Raw genomic sequence first — 20,594 nt, 5'->3', positions numbered from 1 at the left:
TACGTGCCGTGATGGTGGACTGGCTGCAAGGCTGCTACACCGCCCCCACGCTGGACGACGCCCTGGCCCGCCGCAGCACGCTGCAACCCGGGGAGGTGGTGTTTGTTCCTACCGGCCATGCCGTCAGTGCGCACAGCGTGAGCTTTTACGCGCAGGACTCCGAGCAGTCCGGCATGCTGGCCCGCGCCCAGGAGATCGAGCACCTCGAAAAGGAATTGCGCGCGCAGGCGCTGATCGCCGAAGAATCACGCACCGCTTTGGTCCGTGCGGAAGCGGCCTATGCCGATGCCTCGCAGCGCCTCGTGGCCGCACGCCGCGAAGCGACCGAAACACAAAGCCGCGCCCACGAGCTGCAGGTCGAAACCCTGCGCCTGACCCAGCTGGCCGAGCAGACCCGCGCCCGCAGCGCACAGATCGACGGCGACCTGGCCGAGGTCGAAGCCCAGCTGGCCGACCTGCAGGAACGCCGCGTGGCCGCCGAGGCCCGCTTTGAAGAGCTSGACATGCAGCTGGCCGACAGCCAGGAGCGCGAGGCCCAGCTGGGCGACAAGGTCATTGAGGCCGAACGCAAACTCACCGCCTGCCGTGAACAGCAGCGCACGCTGGAGCGCCAGGCGCAGGAGGCCACGTTCTCGCAGCGCAGCCTGGAGGCGCGCCGGGGCGAACTCAACCGCTCTATCGAAACCGCCACACAACAGGCCAAGGCCCTGGCCGACGAGGAGCAGCGTGCGCGCGATGAACTCGCCCGTCTCTCTGACGCCGCCGCCCAAGGCGGCCTGCAGGCCGCGCTGGAAGTGAAGATGGAGCGCGAAAAGGCACTGGCCGCCCAGCGCAGCGAATACGACGACCTGACCACCAAGCTGCGCGCCAGCGACGARCGCCGSMTGCAGCTGGAGCGCGMRCTCGAYCCGCTGCGCCAGCGCATCACCGARTTCCAGCTCAAGGAACAGGCCGCGCGCCTGGGCCTGGAGCAATACACCACCTTGCTGCAAGACGCCCAGGCCGATCTGGAAGCCGTGGCCCAGTCAATCACCGAGGGCAATGTGCGCATGGGCGGCCTGCAGAGCGAAATCGACCGCCYGCACCGCGAGATTGCGGCACTGGGCGCCGTCAACCTGGCCGCGCTGGATGAATTGAAGCTGGCGAGTGAGCGCAAGGTGTTCCTGGATGCCCAGACCGCCGACCTGACCGAGGCCATGAACACGCTGGAAGACGCGATCCGCAAGATCGATGGCGAAACGCGCCAGCTGCTCTCGGGCACGTTCGACACCGTGAACGCGCACTTCGGCCGCATGTTCCCCGAGCTGTTCGGGGGCGGCCAGGCCAAGCTCATCATCACCGGCGACGAAATTCTCGACTCCGGCGTGCAGGTGATGGCCCAGCCACCCGGCAAGAAGAACCAGACCATTCACCTGCTGTCGGGGGGCGAAAAGGCCCTCACGGCCATCGCGCTGGTGTTTGCCATCTTCCAGCTCAACCCCGCGCCGTTCTGCCTGCTGGACGAGGTGGACGCGCCCCTGGACGACGCCAACACCGAACGTTATGCCAAGCTGGTGTCCAGCATGAGCAAGGGCACACAGTTCCTGTTCATCAGCCACAACAAGATCGYGATGGAAATGGCCGAGCAACTGATCGGCGTGACCATGCAGGAGCAGGGCGTGTCGCGCATCGTGGCCGTGGACATGGAGTCGGCCCTGACGATGGTGGACGCTTGAACCCATTGATTCAAACATGAGCACATTGCAACTGAGTCTCGCCATCATCGGTGGCCTGGTGCTGGCCCTGATCGTGGCCTACAACACCTGGACCTCGCGCCGCAACGCGCCCAAGCGCGCCTTGCCCACGGAGCACGACCCAGCGGCAGAGCCCGCGCAGCGCCTGGAGCCGGGTTTTGATGCCGCTGCGGCGGGGGCAATGCCGCCCAGCGAGTTCCATGGCCTGGACCGGGGGCCGGAGCCGTCTGAACACACCGTGGACGCAGGCGACGCCCTGCAACTGCCCGTGCCACCGTTTTCGTCCGAGCGCCGCCCCGGGCTGGACCCGCTCATCGACGTGATCGCCTCGCTGCAGCCCGAGCATGTGGTGTCGGGCGATGCAGCGCTGGCCGCGCTGCCGCCCACCCGCCGCGCAGGCAGCAAGCCCTTTGCCATCGAAGGCCTGAACGAGGCCACGCAGCAGTGGGAAACCCCGGCCCCCGGCCAGCGCTACCAGGCGTTTCAGGCGGGTGTGCARCTGGCYAACCGCAYSGGYGCGCTCAACGAGATCGAGTWYTCSGARTTYGTSGTCAAGGCKCAGGCCTTTGCCGACACCATCAACGCCGCCCCCGACTTCCCCGACATGCTGCAGGAAGTGGCCCGCGCCCGCGAGCTGGACCAGTTCGCCAGCGACCACGACGCCCAGCTCATGTTCATGCTGCGCGCCCGCCAGGCCGCCTGGAGCCCTGGCTACGTGCAGCAGAACGCTGCCCGCCTGGGCTTTGTGCCCGGCGCCATGCCCGGCCGCCTGGTGCTGCCCGCCAGCACCCAGGGCCTGCCGCCCTTGCTCACGCTGGGCTACGACACCCAGGCCGCCTTGGCCGACGATCCGGACCAGTCCGCCATCCGCGACATCACGCTGAGCCTGGACGTCGCCCAGGTCCACCGCACCGAGCAGCCCTTTGCCCGCCTGCGCGACGTGGCCGCCGCCCTGTGCCAGGCCATGGATGGCGTGCTGTGCGACCAGAACGGCACGCCGCTGCCCGCCATGGCCATGGACCCGATCGCTGCGGACCTGGAGCTGCTGTATGACCAGCTCGATGGACGCGATCTGTCGGCGGGGTCGGTGTTGGCGCGGCGCCTTTTCAGCTGAGCGCCGGTGCGGCCATGACCGACAATCTGGATCTTTTTTCGGCTCCAGCGCCCGTGGATCAAGCGCAGCCAGCTATCAAAATCAAAGCACTGCGCGACCAGCTCAACCAGTGGGCGCACCAGTACTACGTGCTGGACGAGCCCACCGTGCCTGACGCCGAATACGACCGCGTGTTCCGCGAGCTGCAGGCGCTGGAGGCTGCGCACCCCAACCTCGTCACCCCCGACTCGCCCACGCAGCGCGTGATTGGCGCGGTGATGGAGGGCCTGGCCCCCGTGCGCCATACGGTGCCCATGCTCAGCATCCACACCGAAACCGACACCGAGGCCACGGGCGCCCAGGCGTTTGATGCGCGCGTGCGGCGCGAGCTGGGCCTGACCGATGCTGACCCTGCCATTGAATACGTGGCCGAGCCCAAGTTTGACGGCCTGGCCATGAGCCTGCGTTACGAAAACGGCCGCCTGGTGCAGGCCGCCACGCGCGGTGATGGCGAGGTGGGCGAGGACGTGACGCACAACATCCGCACCATCCGCCAGATTCCGCTGACCCTGCCCGACGGCGTGCCTTCTTTGCTCGAAGTGCGCGGCGAGGTCTACATGCGCCGCGCCGACTTCGACGCGCTGAACGAGCGCCAGCGGGAGCAGGGCGGCAAGACCTTTGTGAACCCACGCAATGCGGCTGCGGGTGCGGTGCGCCAGCTGGACTCCAACATCACCGCCCAGCGGCCCTTGAGCTTTTTTGCCTATGGCCTGGGCGCCATCACGCCGCCTGCCGAGGGTGGGCCCGTGTTCCGCACGCATTTCGAGATGCTGCAGACGTTGAAATCCTGGGGTTTCCCGGTGGCAGCGCAGGTAAAAATTGCGGTGGGTGCTACTGAATTGGTAGCGTTTCACCAGCAGGTGGGTGCCAGTCGCGATGCGCTGCCGTACGACATTGACGGCGTCGTCTACAAGGTCAACTCCCTGCAGCTGCAGCGCGACCTGGGCTTCAAGACCCGCGAGCCGCGCTGGGCCGTGGCGCACAAATATCCCGCGCAGGAGATGGCCACCAGGATCGAAGGCATCGACGTGCAGGTGGGCCGCACCGGCAAGATCACGCCTGTGGCGCGTCTGGCGCCTGTGTTTGTGGGCGGCGTCACCGTCACCAACGCCACGCTGCACAACCTGTTCGAGATCCGCAAGAAGGGCGTGCGCGTGGGCGACACCGTCATCGTGCGCCGTGCGGGCGATGTGATCCCCGAAGTGGTAGGCGTGATGCCGGGCAACCGCACGGGCTATGTACCCAATTTTCAGATGCCCAAGGCCTGCCCCGTGTGTGGCAGCGCCGTGGTGCGCGAAAAGGGCGAGGCCAACCACCGCTGCACGGGCGGCCTGTTCTGTGCCGCGCAGCGCAAGGAGGCCATCCTGCACTTTGCCGCGCGCCGCGCCATGGACATCGAGGGCCTGGGCGACAAGCTGGTGGACCAGCTGGTGGATGCCAATGTGATCCGCACGCTGCCCGACCTGTACCGGCTGGGCCTCACATCGCTCATCGCGCTGGAGCGCATGGCCGAGAAATCGGCCCAGAACGTGCTGGCCGCGCTCGAAAAATCCAAGCAGACCACCTTGCCACGTTTTCTGTTCGGCCTGGGACTGCGCCATGTGGGCGAGGCCACGGCCAAGGACCTGGCGCGGCACTTTGGCACGCTGGACGCCATCATGGACGCCAGCGTTGAGCAGTTGCTAGAGGTGAACGACGTGGGCCCCGTGGTGGCGCAGAGCCTGCACACTTTCTTCCAGCAACCGCACAACCGCGAGGTGGTCGAGCAACTGCGCGCCTGCGGCGTGACCTGGCCCGAGGGGCCGGTGGCCGAGCGCGCTCCGCAGATCCTGGCGGGCAAGACGGTGGTGCTGACCGGTACCTTGCCCACCCTGAGCCGCGACGCCGCCAAAGACCTGCTGGAGGCGGCTGGTGCCAAGGTGGCGGGCTCCGTCAGCAAAAAGACCAGCTACGTGGTGGCGGGCGAAGAAGCCGGCAGCAAGCTGGCCAAGGCCCAGGAACTGGGTGTGCCCGTGCTCGACGAAGCCGGCATGCTGGAACTGTTGTCAGGCCAGGGTGTCTGACGGAGCACGGTGCACCATGCCCGACTCTTTTTTCGCGTTCTCATTCCCCTTTCTCCTTCCTGACCGGCCCCTGATGGGGCGGTCCTGAAGCGACCCCCAATCTCCCGGCGATTCATTGATGCACAACTGGCTGCTTTCTTTCCGGGCCCGCATGGCGAGCCTGTTGGCCTGGGTTCCCCGGCCCGTGCGGCGCCTGCTGCTGTGGACGGTGGTGGCGGTGCCCGCTGCGCTGCTGGTGTTCACGCTGGCGTTGGTGCCTTTTACTCCCGGCATCAGCGACATCCGCAAGGCCAAGAGCGAGCTGCCGGCGCAGCTTATGTCGGCCGACGGCAAGCTGCTGGCCGAATACCGCTGGGCCAACCGCGAATGGGTGGAGCTGAACCAGATTTCGCCCAACGTGGTGGACGCTCTGATAGCGACCGAGGACCACCGTTTCTACAAGCACTTCGGGCTGGACTGGCGGCGCACGGCGTCGTCGGTGGTGCTGACGCTGCGCGGGGACCCGCAGGGCGGCTCCACCATCACCCAGCAGCTGGCGCGCAATCTGTTCCCAGAGGAAATCGGGCGCTCGCGCACGCTCACGCGCAAGCTCAAGGAGGCGATCACCGCGCTCAAGATCGAGGCGTCGTATTCCAAGGACGAGATCCTGGAAACCTACCTCAACACCGTGCCGTTTCTGTACAACGCCTATGGCATCGAGATGGCCGCGCGCACCTATTTCGACAAGTCGGCCGACAAGCTCAATGTGCTGGAAAGCGCCACGCTGATTGGCATGCTCAAGGGCACGGCCTACTACAACCCGGTGCTCAACCCCGAGCGCGCGCAGGCCCGCCGCAACACGGTGCTGTCGCAGATGGTTAAGCGGGGCAAGCTCGATGCCAAGCAGTTCGAGACCCTGCAAAAACGCCCGCTGCGCATCAACTTCGAACGCCAGACGGAGGTGATGGGCCCGGCGCCGCACTTTGCGATCCAGCTGCGCAAGCAGCTCATCGACTGGGCCGACAGCAGGGGCTACAGCCTGTATTCGGACGGTCTGGTGATTCGCACCACCATTGATTCGCGCCTGCAGGCCTATGCCAACCAGGCGGTGGCACGGCAGGGCCGGCAATTGCAAGGCGTGGCAGACACCGCCTGGTCGCAGCGCAACGGCTGGGGCCCCAAGAACGAGCTGGTGCAGACCCTGGTGCGCGAGAGCGCCGAATACCGCGCGGCCGTGGACAAGGGCGACCCCCCTGACGACGCCCTGAAGGCGCTGCTGGATGACGCCTCCTTCATGGCCAAGCTGCGCGCCGAAAAGACGCGTGTGCAGGCGGGCTTTCTGGCGCAAGACCCGGTCACCGGCCATGTGCTGGCCTGGGTGGGCAGCCGCGACTTTGCGCAAGACCCGTTTGACCATGTGCAGGCTGCGCGCCGCCAGCCGGGCTCTACCTTCAAGCCGTTTGTGTATGGCGCTGCGTTTGCCAACGGTGYCACGCCCGAAGACACGTTGATGGATACCGCTGTCGAAATCCCGCTGGGCGGTGGCCGCGTCTGGCGCCCCACCGATGGCGGCCCGCCCAGCGACCAGCCCATGACGCTGGCCGATGGCCTCGCGCTGTCCAAGAACACCATCACCGCGCAGGTGATGCAGCAGGTGGGCCCGGCCCGCGTGGCCGAAGTGGCACGCGCCCTCGGCGTGCGGCAGTCCAAGCTGGAGGAGGTTCCGTCCCTCGCGCTGGGCACCAGCCCGGTCACGCTCAAGGAGATGATCTCGGCCTACAGCAGCATCGTGAACCTGGGCCGCTATGTGGAGCCCGTGCTCATCACCAGCATCGAAGACCGCCACGGCAAGGTGTTGGAGACCTTTGCCAAGCCCGTGCCGGAAGAGGTCTTCCAGCCCCGGGCTGCCCAGACCCTGCGCAACACCATGCGCGGTGCCGTGGACCGGGGCACGGCCACGGCCATCCGCACGCGGTATGGCATCCAGGCCGACGTGGCGGGCAAGACCGGCACCACACAAGACAACACCGATGGCTGGTTCATCCTGATGCACACCCGCGTGGTGGCAGGCGCATGGGCCGGCTTCAACGACGGGCGCATCACGCTGCGCAGCGACTACTGGGGGCAGGGCGCGCGCAGTGCGTTGCCCATGGTGGGCGAGTTCATGCAGCAGGCCATCCGCAACAAGGTGATCGACGGCAACGACCGGTTTGTGGACGAGTTTGACACCAGCCCGCCGCCACCGCCCGACAGCTCGCTCAGCACCATGCGCGACTGGATCCGGGGGCTGTTCCGCACCGACCCCCAGCAACCCCCGGTGCCTAGCATGCCGCCAAGGCCTGCGGGTGTGGGTGGTTTGCCGCCGGTCACCATCGATCCACCGGGTTCTGTCTCGCCGCMTGTGCCTGCGGAAGACCGGGTGGGGGGCGAATAGGCCGTTGCGTCTTCTGGGCTTCTGTGACACCAGCGCCTTCGGCGCGATGGGGTGGGTGTTGCCTTGGGGCCTTAAAGCAATGCCGCCTGAATAGGGGCTTTGCGAGGTGTAGGACGTTGTCGCCAAAGTCTGCGTCCAGCGTTTGTCGCCCGCACTAAGCGCGCAAGCGAACAGACCCTGCCAGAGGTGCCCCGCACAGTGGCGCATGCAGTCGTTGGACTGCATGCAACGCCAAAGGACTCACCATGAAAACAATCACCACCACCTTGCTGGTACTGGCCACCCTGACCCTGGGCGCCTGCACCGGCCCCATGGGCCCTCCGGGCGCGCAAGGCAATACCGGCAACACGGGTTACACCGGCAAGACTGGCGATACTGGCTACACCGGCGCGACGGGAGCCACGGGCAACCAGGGCAATACGGGCTACACCGGTGCCACAGGCAGTATGGGCTCGACAGGGGCCACCGGAGGACAGGGCAGCACCGGTGCGACCGGAATGCAGGGGGCTACCGGCTACCAGGGTGACACGGGGGCGACGGGCGCAAAGGGAAATACGGGCAACACCGGCAGCAAGGGCAACACCGGAAACACCGGCAGTGCCGGTAGCTCGGGCGACGGCAATACCGTCATCGTGATTCCTGCCAAGCCTTGATGCGCTGCGCGCGGCAGGTGCGATAAGACCACGGCCTGATGGGTTGGCCGCTCAGTCAGGCCACCGTACCGGGCCAAACGATGGCCTGGGCCACGATCACGGTCTGCCCATTGAAGGTGGCCGCAGGAGAGCCATACAGCCGATAGCCCAGCGCCAGCGCGTCGCTCACGCGGCGGCAGAAGCTGGCGTCGTCGGGGCCTGTGAGCAGGCGGTAGGCGGGCAGGCCATCGGGCGGCACACTGGCCTGCGTGGTGTTTGCGGGTGATGCTGTGGAGGTGGCAACCGTCATGGCAGGGCCTACTCAATGTCGATGAAGTGCATGCCCATGGTGCCCGCCTTGCGGTCGGCAAAGTAGCACTCCAGTGTTTCTTTCACGGTGCGGAAGGCCAGCTCGTCCCAGGGGACCTCGTCTTCGGCAAACAGCCGCGCCTCGATGGTTTCGTAGCCCGGGTTGAACTGGTCGCTGAGCAGCGTGGCGCGGTAGAACAGGTGCACCTGGCCCACGCGGCGCACGTTCAGCAGGCTGAACAGGGGGCCGATCTCGATCTGCGCACCGGCTTCCTCATCGGTCTCGCGCGCCGCACCCTGTGCCGTGGTTTCATCCAGCTCCATGAAGCCTGCGGGCAGCGTCCATTTGCCCCAGCGGGGTTCGATGTTGCGCTTGCACAGCAGGATGCGGCCATCGGGCAGCGCGGGCACCRTGCCCACCACATTGAGCGGATTCTCGTAGTGCACCGTGTTGCAGGCGGGGCAGACCGCACGCTGTTTGGTGTCGCCGTCGTCCGGCAGGCGGTACACCACGGCGGTGCCACAGGCGCGGCAATGTTTGATGGGGCTGCGGTAGGTCATGCAGGGGTTTGAGGGTCAGAGTGGCTGGTAGCGCTAGTGAAACATGCGCTACCAGCTATAAAAATCGTAGCATTTTCAGCGTTCGCCTGGCCGGGCAGCAGGGCTGCCCGGTGGTCTTCAGACTACGGTCAGGCGCAAGGGCGTGAGTCCTGCCACGCCGCCTTCGAGCGTATCGCCACGCACCACGGCGCCCACGCCTTCGGGGGTGCCGGTGTAGATCAGGTCGCCGGGCTGCAGCTCCCACGCGGCCGACAGGTGCTCGATGGTCTCGGCAATGTTCCAGATCAACTGGGTCACGGTGCTGCGCTGGCGGTCCGCTCCGTTGACCTGCAGCCAGATGGGCGCGTTGGCCACATCACCTGCCTGGGCTGCCGGCGTGATGGGACCGATGGGCGCGCTGGCGTCGAAGCCCTTGCCAATGCACCAGGGGCGGCCCTGTTTCTTCATGTCGTTTTGCAGGTCGCGGCGGGTCATGTCCAGGCCCACGGCGTAGCCATAAATGTGGCTAAAAGCGTCGGCAGCCTGGATGTTCTTGCCGCCCTTGCCAATGGCCACCACCAGCTCGATCTCGTGGTGCAGGTTGGCGGTCAGGCTGGGGTAGGGCAGTTGCCCGGTTTCGCCCGCGTTGACGACCACGATGGCATCCGCAGGCTTGAGGAAGAAGAACGGYGGCTCGCGGCCGGTGAAACCCATYTCCTTGGCATGTTCTTCGTAGTTGCGGCCCACGCAGTAGATGCGGTGCACCGGAAACCGTTCGCCGCTGCCCACCACGGGCACGCTGACCACGGGGGCTGGAGGAAACACGTAGCTCATGTCTGCCTTTCAAAGGTTCTGGGAATGCTGTCAAAAAACCGGGCGCAGTACCGTGTGCGCCGCAGTGTGGCAGTGTGCCATGGGCGCAGACCCTCTGCTGGGGGGCGCTACACTCGCGCCCATGGCAAAGAGCTTCGATTTCCACAATACGCCGGGCCACCTGGTGCGCCGCGCCCACCAGCGGACCGTGGCACTTTTCATGGAAGAGACGGCCGGATTTGACGTGACGCCGGTGCAGTTCGCCATCCTGCACGAGCTGCTGGCCCAGCCGGGCGAAGACCAGGTCACCCTGGCGGCCCGCGTGGCGTTCGATGCAGCCACTTCCGGCTCGGTGATCGGGCGACTGGAAAAGCGCGGCTGGATCCGCCGCGAGCCCGACACCCGCGACCGCCGCCGCAAGCTGCTGTGGATCACCCCTGAAGGCGAAGTGGCCGCCCTGCAGATGCGCGACGCCGCCCAGCGAGTGCAGGAACGCCTGACCGCACCGCTCACCGCCCAGGAAAGCGCCGACCTGATGGTGCTGCTCTCCAAAGTCGTATACAACCACCAGGACCCGGCAGGCACTTCGGGCGCCTGACCGGCACGTCCCGCGCTCTCAGGCCCCAGAGGCTTGCCATCTGCGGCGTGCTGGCACCACGGTGCGCCGGTTCCGTATCCCCACAGACCCCATCACAGGCACCGTTCTTCCATGCAGCTGTACAACTACTTCCGCTCCTCTGCCTCGTTCCGCGTGCGCATCGCGCTGCAGATCAAGGGCCTGGACTATGACTACCTGCCCGTGCACCTCGTCAAGGGCGAACACAAGGACCCCGAGTACCTGCGCCGCATTGGCGACGCACTGGTGCCCACGCTGGTGACCGACGGAGGGACGGCGCTGTCCCAGTCCATGGCCATCATCGAATACCTGGACGAAACCCACCCGACGCCCGCCCTGCTGCCCGCCACGCCGCTGGCCCGGGCCCGGGTGCGGGCGCTGGCGCAGATGGTGGCGTGCGAGATCCATCCGCTCAACAACCTGCGCGTGCTCAAGTACCTGGTGCGTGACCTGAAGGTGGATGAAGATGCCAAGAACGCCTGGTACCACCACTGGGTGCGTGGCGGTCTGGAGGCGTTTGAGCGGCAACTGGAGCTGCTGGCGCAAGAACGCGCAGCACAGGGCATGGCGCCCTCGGTGCTGTGCTGGGGCGAYACGCCCACGCTGGCCGACTGCTGCCTGGTGCCACAGATCTTCAACGCGCAGCGCTTCAAGGTCAGTCTGGACGGCCTGCCACTCACCATGGGGGTGTTTGACGCCTGCATGGCACTGCCTGCATTCCAGCAGGCGCAGCCCTCGGCCTGCCCGGACAACGAAGCGTGACGCCTGTGTCATCGTCGGTCCCAAGCCGGCACGCAGACTGGCTGGTGCCCGACTGGCCCGCACCGCCCGGTGTGCATGCGCTGTGCACCACGCGCACGGGCGGCGTGAGCCGCGCACCGTACGACCAGTTCAACCTGGGCACCCATGTGGGCGACGATCCGCTGGCAGTGGCTGCCAACCGGCAGACCTTGCAGTCCGCCTTGCAATCCACCACCCCGGACGCCCGCTCAGTGTTCCTGAACCAGGTGCACGGCGATGGCGTGGTGTTGCTGGATGCGAGCACCCCCGACGGCACAGAGGCCGACGCCTGCGTAGCCAGCGCACCCGGCGCCGTCTGCACCATCATGGTGGCCGACTGCCTGCCCGTGCTGCTGGCCCACCGCTCAGGCCAGGTGGTGGCTGCGGCCCACGCCGGCTGGCGCGGGCTGGCCGGGCACGCAGGGCAGGGCGTGCTGGAATCGGTTTTCAAGCATTTTTGCCATGAAGCGCTAGTGCATCATGCCTCAGTAGCTATCAAAAACGGAGCGTCGGCGCCAGGCTCTCCGGCCGCTTCAGAGCTTGCGGCCCACACGCTGGCCTGGTTGGGCCCCTGCATTGGCCCCACAGCTTTCGAGGTAGGGGCGGAGGTGCGTGCGGCGTTCTGCGACGCGCCGGGCGCATTGGGCGCTGCGGCTGCTCCATGTTTTGTGGCCCGTCCCGACGCACCGGGCAAGTACCTGTGCGATCTCGCAGGGCTGGCCCGGCTGCGGCTGCGTGCCATGGGCATCACGCACATTTACGGCAACGACAGCACCCCGCCGTGGTGCACTGTCACGCAGGCCTCAAGGTTCTTTTCGCACCGCCGTGACAGCGCCGCCCTCGGCGGCAGCGGGCGCTTTGCCGCCTGCATCTGGCGCGGCTGACGCTGCCGACYCGGCTCCCGCATCGGCCACGCGGGCTGCAGCCTGCTCCGCGTCATACGCAGCCTGTTCGGCCGCCTCCCGTTCCTTGATCTTGCGCTTGCGCGAAGGCGTGCCCAGGATGTACACCAGGATGCCCATGGGCAGAAGGCCATACAGTGCAAACGTGATGATGGCGCCCAGCACGGTGCCCTGCGGACTGGTGGCCTCGGCCACCGCCATCATGAGTGTGACGTAGGTCCAGGCGATGACGATGAGGTACATTGGTTTGTGTGCACTGAAAGCGTTGAATTCGTTGCCATGCACCATGGCGGTGGGCAACAATGAACCCGCGAAACAAAAATCAGGCCCCAGCCGCTGCGAGCGACCAACCATCGAGGAATGAGCATGACTTCTGAATCACCCTGGGCCGAGAGCGCCCAGCAGTTCCAGCAGATTTTCGGGCAAAGCTGGTCGCAGGCGCTGCAATCGTTCCAGAAACTGGACCTGGGGGCGCAGGTACCCGCCGCCGCACCCCTGAAGCTGTCACAAACCAAGCTGCAGGCATTGCAGCAGCAATACCTCAAAGAAGCGCAGGACCTCTGGGCACAGGGCTTGCAGGGCACCCCCGAGGTCAAGGACAAGCGTTTTGCCGGTGAGGGCTGGGCCAGCAACCCTGTGGCAGCGTTTTCAGCCGCCGCCTACCTGCTCAATGCCCGCACCCTGATGGGGCTGGCCGAGGCGGTCGAGGCCGACGAAAAGACCAAGGCCCGCATCCGATTTGGCGTGGAGCAGTGGATGGCAGCCATGGCACCCAGCAACTTCCTCGCCTTCAATGCCGAAGCGCAGAAAAAAGCCATCGAGACCAAGGGCGAGAGCATTGCCAAGGGCATGCAGAACCTGCTGCAYRACATCACGCAGGGCCACGTGTCGATGACCGACGAAAGCSYSTTCGARGTGGGSCGCAAYGTGGCCACCACCGARGGCGCYGTGGTGTTCGARAACGAGYWKTTCCARCTGCTCGAATACAAGCCSCTCACGGCCAAGGTSTACGAGCGSCCGTTCCTGCTGGTGCCGCCSTGCATCAACAAGTTCTATATCCTCGACCTGCAGCCCGAGAACTCGCTGATCCGCTACGCGGTGGAACAAGGCCACCGCACCTTCGTGGTGAGCTGGCGCAACCCTGATGACAGCCTGGCCCACAAGACCTGGGACGACTACGTGGAAGATGGCGCCATGGCCGCCATCGACGTAGTGCAGAACATCACCGGTGCCGAGCAGATCAACGCGCTGGGTTTTTGCGTGGGCGGCACCATCCTGTCCAATGCGCTGGCGGTGCTGGCRGCGCGCGGCGACGAGCCCGTGGCCAGTGCCACCTTCCTCACCACGCTGATTGACTTCACCGACACGGGCATTCTGGACGTGTTCATTGATGAAGCCTTCGTCAAGTTCCGCGAGATGCAGATGGGCCATGGCGGGCTGATGAAGGGGCAGGACCTGGCSTCSACCTTCAGCTTCYTGCGGCCCAACGAYCTGGTCTGGAACTACGTGGTSGGCAACTACCTSAAGGGCGARACGCCGCCGCCGTTTGACCTGCTGTACTGGAACAGCGACAGCACCAATCTTCCCGGCCCGTTCTACGCCTGGTACTTGCGCAATTTCTACCTCGAAAACAACTTGGTCAAGCCGGGCAAGCTCACCGTGTGCGGCGAAAAGCTGGACCTGGGCGGCCTCGACCTGCCTGTCTACATCTACGGCTCGCGCGAAGACCACATCGTGCCCGCCACGGCCGCTTATGCGTCCACCCAGGTGCTGCCGGGCAAGAAGCGTTTTGTGATGGGCGCCTCAGGCCACATCGCGGGCGTGATCAACCCACCCGCCAAGGGCAAGCGCAGCCACTGGACCCGCGCCGACGGCAAGTTCCCAGGCACGCTGGACCAATGGCTGGMWGGCGCYACCGAGCAYCCCGGCAGCTGGTGGACCGACTGGTCAGGCTGGCTCAAGRGCCATGCGGGCAARCAGRTYSCSGCGCCCAAGGCCTACGGCAAAGGCACCAAGTTCAAGGCCATCGAGCCCGCGCCTGGCCGCTATGTCAAGCAGAAAGCCTGATACGCAAAAGTCCTGACTTTTGGCGCTGCGAGAATCACTGAACCACCACTCACCACTACAAGGACATTCCATGGAAGACATCGTCATCGTTTCTGCCGCTCGCACTGCTGTGGGCAAGTTTGGTGGCTCGCTGGCCAAGACGCCTGCGACCGAACTCGGCGCTATCGTGATCCGTGAAGCCATCGCGCGCGCAGGTCTCTCGTCCGACCAGATCGGCGAAGTCATCATGGGCCAGGTGCTGGCAGCTGGCGTGGGCCAGAACCCCGCGCGTCAGGCCTCCATGAAGGCGGGCGTGGCCAAGGAAACCCCTGCACTCACCATCAACGCAGTGTGCGGCTCCGGTTTGAAGGCGGTCATGCTGGCTGCCCAGGCTGTGGCCTGGGGCGACAGCGAGATCGTCGTGGCCGGCGGCCAGGAGAGCATGAGTCTGGCGCCGCACGTGCTGCCCAACTCGCGCGACGGCCAGCGCATGGGCGACTGGAAGCTGATCGACACCATGATCGTGGACGGCTTGTGGGACGTGTACAACCAGTACCACATGGGCATCACGGCYGARAACGTGGCCAAGMAGTACGGCATCACCCGCGACATGCAGGACGCACTGGCCTTGGCCAGCCAGCAAAAGGCAGCTGCTGCACAAGATGCTGGCAAGTTCGCCGATGAAATCGTCGGCGTGAGCCTGGCGCAGAAGAAGGGTGACCCCATCCTGTTCAACACCGACGAGTACCTCAACCGCAAGACCAACGCCGAAGCGCTGGCAGGCCTGCGCCCCGCCTTTGACAAGGCGGGCAGCGTGACCGCTGGCAACGCATCGGGCCTGAATGATGGCGCCGCCGCCGTAGTGGTGATGAGCGCCAAGAAGGCAGCGGCCCTGGGCCTCAAGCCCCTGGCTCGCATCGCTGCGTTTGGCACCAGCGGTCTGGACCCCGCCACCATGGGCATRGGACCCGTGCCCGCCTCGCGCAAGGCCCTGCAGCGCGCAGGCTGGAACGCCGCCGACGTGGACCTGTTCGAGCTGAACGAAGCCTTCGCCGCACAGGCCTGCGCTGTGAACAAGGAACTGGCCATTGACCCCGCCAAGGTCAACGTGAACGGMGGYGCCATYGCCATCGGCCACCCCATCGGCGCMTCGGGCTGCCGCATTCTGGTCACGCTCTTGCACGAAATGCAGCGCCGTGACGCGAAGAAGGGCCTGGCCGCGCTGTGTATCGGTGGTGGCATGGGTGTGTCGCTGGCTTTGGAGCGCTGAGCCTCAGCTTCAGCTTCAGCTTCAGCTTGGGGCAACTGGCGTGGTGCCAACGACGCGTTGATCGAAGTCACTGCCAGTCTCAGTCAAAAGGCCGCATTTCCATGCGGCCTTTTTTATTGGTTTTGCTGAACGGACGGGACAGAGAGCGGATTGGCAGCCTCTGCGAGTGTTGTGTCCGGATCGCAACCTTTTAACCCAGATAGCTTTGCGACAAGCGAAAGGCTTTGCTTTGCACTGGTGCTGGGAGAGCGCAATTTTGTACTGATGCGTTACGATGTTTGTCCATGACAGTGACCATTTTTGCCCAACCCTTCGAACCTGTGGGCTGCCAATCCTGTCGTGACAAGACGCAGCTTCCGTTCGATTTCACGATGGCGTTCCAGCCCATCATGGACCTGGAGTTGGATCGCCCATTCGCCTACGAAGCGTTGGTGCGCGGTGCAGATGGCGAGTCGGCTGGTACGGTGCTGTCGTGGGTGGATGACACCAACCGCTACCGGTTTGACCAGGCGTGCCGCGTCAAGGCCATTGAACTAGCGTCGCGCCTGGGGCTCGCCAGCCTGCCAGACTGCCGACTGAGCATCAACTTCCTGCCCAATGCGGTGTATCGGCCCGAGACCTGCATCCGCGCCACCATGGAGGCGGCTGTAGAGTTCGATTTTCCGCACAACCGGATCATGTTCGAGGTGACGGAGGGCGAGCAGGTCAGCAATGGTGCACACCTGAAGTCCATCTTCAATGAATACCGGCGCCAGGGCCTCATTACGGCCATCGACGACTTTGGTGCGGGCTACGCGGGGCTGAACATGCTGGTGCAATTTCAGCCCCATGTGCTCAAGATCGACATGGAGCTGATTCGCAACATCGATCGGGACCCCGTGCGACAGGCGATCGTGTGCGGCATTGCGCTGGTCTGCCAACGGCTGTCCATCGACATTGTGGCGGAGGGCATTGAAACCTCCGCTGAGTCCGCCTACCTGAGTTCGGTGGGCGTTCGCTACCAGCAAGGTTATCTGTTCGCCAAGCCGGGATGGGAATCCTTGCCGCTTGCGCCACGGCACGTCTAGCGCAACACAGCGCCTGCATTTCAAGCCAGTCCTTGGGGGCTGCCGCAGTCCACAGCAGCCAATCCGCTGCCTCCATTTGGTGCATCTGAAGGCGCTACGCCGGTGACGCGTCGATAAGCGTGCCTCGCGTCAGCTGTGTGACGCATGTGGATATGTCAAAAAGGAAAGGGCTTCAGTGTTTTCCTTCACGGCAGTGCCCAATTTCTTCGGTAGAGTGGGTCCTGAGCCAATCACTAACAAGGAGAAATCACATGAGCCAGAAAGTCGCGTATGTCACCGGTGGCATGGGAGGCATCGGTACCGCCATTTGCCAGCGCCTGCACAAGGAAGGTTTCAAAGTCATCGCTGGTTGCGGCCCGACACGGGACCACGCCAAATGGCTGGCAGAGCAAAAGGCCCTGGGCTACACGTTTTATGCGTCGGTCGGTAACGTGGGTGATTGGGATTCCACCGTGGAAGCCTTTGGCAAGACCAAGGCAGAGCACGGCACCATTGACGTGCTGGTGAACAACGCTGGCATCACACGCGACCGCATGTTCCTCAAGATGTCGCGCGAAGACTGGGACGCCGTGATCGAAACCAACCTCAACAGCATGTTCAATGTCACCAAACAGGTGGTGTCTGACATGGTGGAAAAGGGCTGGGGCCGCATCATCAACATCAGCTCCGTCAACGGCGAAAAAGGTCAGGCGGGGCAAACCAACTATTCCGCCGCCAAGGCGGGCATGCATGGCTTCTCGATGGCCCTGGCGCAGGAACTGGCCACCAAGGGCGTCACCGTCAATACGGTAAGCCCAGGCTACATCGGCACTGACATGGTCAAGGCAATCCGTCCGGATGTTCTGGAAAAGATTGTCGCCACGGTGCCTGTCAAACGCCTGGGTGAGCCCAGCGAGATTGCATCGATCATCGCCTGGCTGGCCTCGGAAGAGGGCGGATATGCCACCGGTGCAGACTTTTCGGTCAATGGCGGCCTGCACATGGGCTAAAGGCTGTTCCGTCCTTTTGGACCCACAAAAAACCCCGCATCTGCGGGGTTTTTTGTTGGGACTTGCAAGAATCGCGGAAGTTAACTCCGACCTTGCTATGGCCCACCTGAGAAATATGGAGCTAATGTGGCCACATTTCTCATGCCTTGGTATGGTTTATGCTTGATGTGCACTGTGTGGCTACACAACAGAGGCAAGGCCGCAGCGCTTTCAGAAGCGGGCCGGTGCGCGCTTACGGTCGCGTTCGTCTTCGGGCCAAGCGGACAAGATTGCGGTGGTATTCATGGTGGAAAACTCCTGTGATGTACCAACAACGCGGGCGGTCCACAGTCCGTTGACAACCTTTCGCAAAAAAATGCAACCGCAATAGCCTGTAGATTTACACTAAAAGTAGCTACATATTTGATAGCGTAGAAGTGAGATGGATCAATGGAAAGTCCGGAAAATTCTGGAAAGAATTTACAGGACTTTACATCTCTAGCCCACCGAGGCCGCTGAAATTTCTTCGAGTTCGGAAGAAATTTCCAGCCAACGCTCTTCCAGTTTTTCCGTTTCATCATTTCCGGCTTTCAATCGCCGGCCGCACTCGGCGATCTCTGCAGGAGGCAAGGCTTCCGTCAGTTTTTGCTCCAATTGGGTGCGTTCTGCGCTCAGGGCCGTCAAGCGTTTATCGATCTGTTCCAGCTCTTTTTTGAGTGGCCGGGTCTTTTCGGCCAGCTGCTGGCGCGTTTGAGCGTCAAGCTTGCGCTGCTCGCGCCCATCACGCGAAGGGGACAGAGCGGGAGCCGGTGCTGGCGCGGCAACGGAGGCCAGAGCGACCACCGGTGTCGGTGTTGCGGTAGGGGCTGCTGCAGGAGCTTGTGAGGCCTGCGCCTGCTCGGCAAGGCGTGCTTCTTCGCGCAGGCGCTTGGACTCTTCGAGCAGGTAACGTTGATAGTCGTCCAGGTCGCCGTCGAACGGGCCGACCACACCCCGGCCCACCATCCAGAAGTCCTCGCAGACCGAGCGCAGCAGGGCGCGGTCGTGGCTGACCAGCATCACAGTGCCATCGAAGTCGTTGAGCGCCATCGCCAGCGCCTCGCGGGTGGCCAGGTCCAGGTGGTTGGTAGGCTCGTCCAGCAGCAGCAGGTTGGGGCGCTGCCATACGATCATGGCCAGCACCAGGCGCGCCTTTTCACCGCCGCTCATGGTGCCAACGGCCTGCTTGACCATGTCCCCGGTGAAGTTGAAGCTGCCCAGGTAGCTGCGCAGATCCTGCTCCCGGCTGGGTTGCTTGGCATCAGGCCCCAACTCCTTGGCCAAGCGGATCATGTGCTCCAGCGGGTGTTCGCTGGGGCGCAGCACGTCGAGTTCCTGCTGGGCAAAGTAGCCAATGTTCAGGCCCTTGCCCTCGGTGATGCTGCCGCCCAGTGCTTTCATGGTGCGCGCAATGGTCTTGACCAGCGTGGACTTGCCCTGACCGTTGGCGCCCAGGATGCCGATGCGCTGACCCGCCAGCACCGAACGGTTGACGCCCGTAAGAATGGTGGTGGGCGTACCCTCGTCGTCCACATAGCCGAACGAGGCGTCGCTGATGGCCAGCATCGGGTTGGGCAGGTTGGCCGGTTCCTTGAACTCGAAAGTGAAGTCCGCCTCGGCGAGCACAGGTCCGATTTTCTCCATGCGTTCGAGTTGCTTGACCCGGCTTTGCGCCTGCTTGGCCTTGCTGGCCTTGGCCTTGAAGCGGTCGATGAAYTTCTGCAGGTGGGCSATCTTSTCCTGCTGCTTGGCAAAGCTGGCCTGTTGCAGTTCGAGCTGCTGGGCGCGCAGCTCTTCGAACTTGCTGTAATTGCCACCATAGCGRTTCAACTCGCCTTGCTGGATTTGCAGCGTGACGTTGGTGATGGCGTCCAGAAACTCGCGGTCGTGGCTGATCACGATCATGGTGCCCGCGTAGCGCTTGAGCCAGGCCTCGAGCCAGACCAGAGCGTCCAAATCCAAGTGATTGGTGGGCTCGTCCAGCAGCAGGAGGTCGCTGGGACACATCAGCGCGCGAGCCAGTTGCAGTCGCATGCGCCAGCCACCGGAGAAGMTGTTGACGGGCTGGTCGAGTTCGCTCACGCGAAAACCCAGGCCCAGGATCAGCGCCTGGGCACGCGCTACGGCATCGTGCGCGCCGGCGTCATGCAGGTCCGAATAGGCATGGGCAATGGCCATCCCATCGTCGCTGGCCTCGGCTTCGGCCAACTGGCGTTGCACCTCGGCCAGACGCGTGTCGCCTTCGAGCACAAAATCGGTGGCCGACTGGTCGGTCTCGGGCATGTTCTGCGCGACCTCGGCCATCCGCCAGCTCGAGGGGATGTGAAAATCCCCGCCATCTTCATGGAGCTTGCCGCTGAGCAGCGCAAACAGGCTGGACTTGCCCGCGCCATTGCGGCCCACAAGCCCGACGCTTTCGCCGGGGTTGATGGTGGTGGACACGCTGTCGAGCACGACTTTCGTGCCTCGGCGCAGGGTAACGTTCTTGAGGGTGATCATCCGGGAATCAGAAAAAAGCGCACCCGCACAAGGCGGGTGGCATGCAAAACTCTGGGGGCCAGCGCAACTGCCAACGGCACAGCCGCTGCAGCAGCCAAAGGTGGCGTAAAGGGCTCTATTGTGCCGTGAGCCGGGTTTGGGCAGCCAGCGCCTGCCGGGTGACCRGCAAAACCTGGTCTTCTCCTGCACTGGTATCGAGCCAGAAAACCGGCAATTGCGGAAAGGCCGCCTCGAAATAGGCGCGCTCGTTGCCGATCTCCAGAATGATCACAGCGTCTTCGCTCATGCAAGCGGGCGCGGCGGCAAACAGCTGGCGCACAAAGTCCATGCCATCCTTGCCGCCGGCTAGGGCCAGTTCGGGCTCTGCGCGGTATTCGCTGGGCAGCACGGCCATGCTGTCGGCGTTGACGTAGGGCGGGTTGCACAGGATCAGGTCCCAGGGGCCGGGCAGGGCACTCAGTCCATCGGACAACTGCAAGGTGATACGGTCCTGCRGCCGATGTTTCTCCACATTGATGCGTGCCACGGCCAAGGCGTCGGGCGAAATATCAGCACCGGTCACTTCGACTTCGGGCCAGGCCATCGCCGCCAGCACAGCCAGACTGCCGTTGCCCGTGCAAAGGTCCAGCACCCGATGGGTGAGGTCGCTCAGGAACTCGTCCACGCTGCCGTCCACTAGCAGCTCTGCAATGAAGCTGCGCGGCACGATGGCGCGCTCGTCCACRTAGAASGGCACGCCCTGGAGCCAGGC

The 20,594-nt window shown here is 64.4% G+C and carries 18 protein-coding genes; 12 read left to right on the top strand and 6 right to left on the bottom strand.

Annotation, left to right across the window (positions count from 1 at the left end):
• From AC04MI_RS15865 to AC04MI_RS15845, 5 genes are all read left to right on the top strand, one after another.
• The coding region (locus AC04MI_RS15865) for a coiled-coil domain-containing protein (RefSeq protein WP_476498130.1) at positions 1–1,715 on the top strand (1,715 nt) is incomplete at its 5' end.
• A gap of 16 nt (positions 1,716–1,731) precedes the next feature.
• Positions 1,732–2,847, top strand: a complete 1,116-nt coding sequence (locus AC04MI_RS15860) for a cell division protein FtsZ (protein WP_476498129.1) — start codon at positions 1,732–1,734, stop codon at positions 2,845–2,847.
• Positions 2,848–2,861: 14 nt separating this feature from the next.
• A complete protein-coding gene (ligA, locus tag AC04MI_RS15855; protein WP_436077417.1) occupies positions 2,862–4,949 on the top strand; it encodes an NAD-dependent DNA ligase LigA in 2,088 nt (695 codons plus the stop codon).
• Positions 4,950–5,067: 118 nt separating this feature from the next.
• Complete coding sequence (locus AC04MI_RS15850; protein WP_476498128.1) at positions 5,068–7,362, top strand: penicillin-binding protein 1A; 2,295 nt, start codon at positions 5,068–5,070, stop codon at positions 7,360–7,362.
• A 245-nt stretch (positions 7,363–7,607) separates the two neighbouring features.
• Positions 7,608–8,015, top strand: a complete 408-nt coding sequence (locus AC04MI_RS15845; protein ID WP_056062595.1) for a collagen-like domain-containing protein — start codon at positions 7,608–7,610, stop codon at positions 8,013–8,015.
• 55 nt (positions 8,016–8,070) lie between these two features.
• On the opposite strand, the gene AC04MI_RS15840 is transcribed toward AC04MI_RS15845, so the two are convergent.
• The 3 genes from AC04MI_RS15840 to AC04MI_RS15830 all read right to left on the bottom strand — a co-directional run bounded on the left by AC04MI_RS15840 (position 8,071) and on the right by AC04MI_RS15830 (position 9,677).
• Positions 8,071–8,304, bottom strand: a complete 234-nt coding sequence (locus AC04MI_RS15840) for a DUF1737 domain-containing protein (RefSeq protein WP_146870954.1) — start codon at positions 8,302–8,304, stop codon at positions 8,071–8,073.
• 8 nt (positions 8,305–8,312) lie between these two features.
• Positions 8,313–8,864 (bottom strand): NUDIX hydrolase, encoded by a 552-nt coding sequence (locus tag AC04MI_RS15835; protein WP_476498127.1) that lies wholly within the window; start codon positions 8,862–8,864, stop codon positions 8,313–8,315.
• Between the two features lie 117 nt (positions 8,865–8,981).
• The gene (locus AC04MI_RS15830) at positions 8,982–9,677 is read right to left on the bottom strand and encodes a fumarylacetoacetate hydrolase family protein (RefSeq protein ID WP_056744961.1); all 696 of its coding nucleotides are present in this window, start codon (positions 9,675–9,677) and stop codon (positions 8,982–8,984) included.
• A 121-nt stretch (positions 9,678–9,798) separates the two neighbouring features.
• Here AC04MI_RS15830 and AC04MI_RS15825 point away from each other — a divergent pair, with 121 nt between their 5' ends.
• The 3 genes from AC04MI_RS15825 (at position 9,799) to AC04MI_RS15815 (ending at position 11,936) form a co-directional block, all read left to right on the top strand.
• Positions 9,799–10,254, top strand: coding sequence for a MarR family winged helix-turn-helix transcriptional regulator (locus AC04MI_RS15825; protein WP_043566498.1), 456 nt, complete (start codon positions 9,799–9,801; stop codon positions 10,252–10,254).
• A gap of 111 nt (positions 10,255–10,365) precedes the next feature.
• Complete coding sequence (gene maiA / locus AC04MI_RS15820; RefSeq protein ID WP_056062603.1) at positions 10,366–11,034, top strand: maleylacetoacetate isomerase; 669 nt, start codon at positions 10,366–10,368, stop codon at positions 11,032–11,034.
• The gene (locus AC04MI_RS15815; RefSeq protein ID WP_476498126.1) at positions 11,031–11,936 is read left to right on the top strand and encodes a purine nucleoside phosphorylase YfiH/LACC1 family protein; all 906 of its coding nucleotides are present in this window, start codon (positions 11,031–11,033) and stop codon (positions 11,934–11,936) included. The genes maiA and AC04MI_RS15815 overlap by 4 nt, the downstream gene beginning before the upstream one ends.
• Here AC04MI_RS15815 and AC04MI_RS15810 read toward each other — a convergent pair.
• On the bottom strand, positions 11,856–12,197 hold the full coding sequence (locus AC04MI_RS15810; protein WP_476498125.1) for a hypothetical protein: 342 nt from the start codon (positions 12,195–12,197) through the stop codon (positions 11,856–11,858). The genes AC04MI_RS15815 and AC04MI_RS15810 overlap by 81 nt on opposite strands.
• 123 nt (positions 12,198–12,320) lie before the next feature.
• Here AC04MI_RS15810 and AC04MI_RS15805 point away from each other — a divergent pair, with 123 nt between their 5' ends.
• The 4 genes from AC04MI_RS15805 (at position 12,321) to phbB (ending at position 17,326) form a co-directional block, all read left to right on the top strand.
• Positions 12,321–14,021, top strand: coding sequence for a PHA/PHB synthase family protein (locus AC04MI_RS15805; RefSeq protein ID WP_476498124.1), 1,701 nt, complete (start codon positions 12,321–12,323; stop codon positions 14,019–14,021).
• Positions 14,022–14,091: 70 nt separating this feature from the next.
• Positions 14,092–15,270 carry an acetyl-CoA C-acetyltransferase gene (locus AC04MI_RS15800; RefSeq protein ID WP_476498123.1) on the top strand — a complete coding sequence of 393 codons (1,179 nt, stop codon included), beginning with the start codon at positions 14,092–14,094 and terminating at the stop codon, positions 15,268–15,270.
• Between the two features lie 284 nt (positions 15,271–15,554).
• Entirely contained in the window at positions 15,555–16,337 is a 783-nt protein-coding gene (locus tag AC04MI_RS15795) for an EAL domain-containing protein (RefSeq protein ID WP_436077411.1), read from the top strand.
• 251 nt (positions 16,338–16,588) lie between these two features.
• Positions 16,589–17,326, top strand: coding sequence for an acetoacetyl-CoA reductase (phbB, locus tag AC04MI_RS15790; protein WP_056062618.1), 738 nt, complete (start codon positions 16,589–16,591; stop codon positions 17,324–17,326).
• A gap of 477 nt (positions 17,327–17,803) precedes the next feature.
• Here the strand turns inward: phbB and AC04MI_RS15785 are convergent, their stop codons facing one another.
• Positions 17,804–19,843, bottom strand: coding sequence for an ABC-F family ATP-binding cassette domain-containing protein (locus AC04MI_RS15785; protein ID WP_476498122.1), 2,040 nt, complete (start codon positions 19,841–19,843; stop codon positions 17,804–17,806).
• Positions 19,844–19,958: 115 nt separating this feature from the next.
• On the bottom strand, positions 19,959–20,594 hold a 636-nt coding region (gene prmB, locus AC04MI_RS15780), incomplete at its 5' end, for a 50S ribosomal protein L3 N(5)-glutamine methyltransferase (RefSeq protein WP_476498121.1).

This window comes from Acidovorax sp. LjRoot204 (genome assembly GCF_056175785.1).
This window is presented reverse-complemented; position numbering and strand designations above follow the sequence as displayed.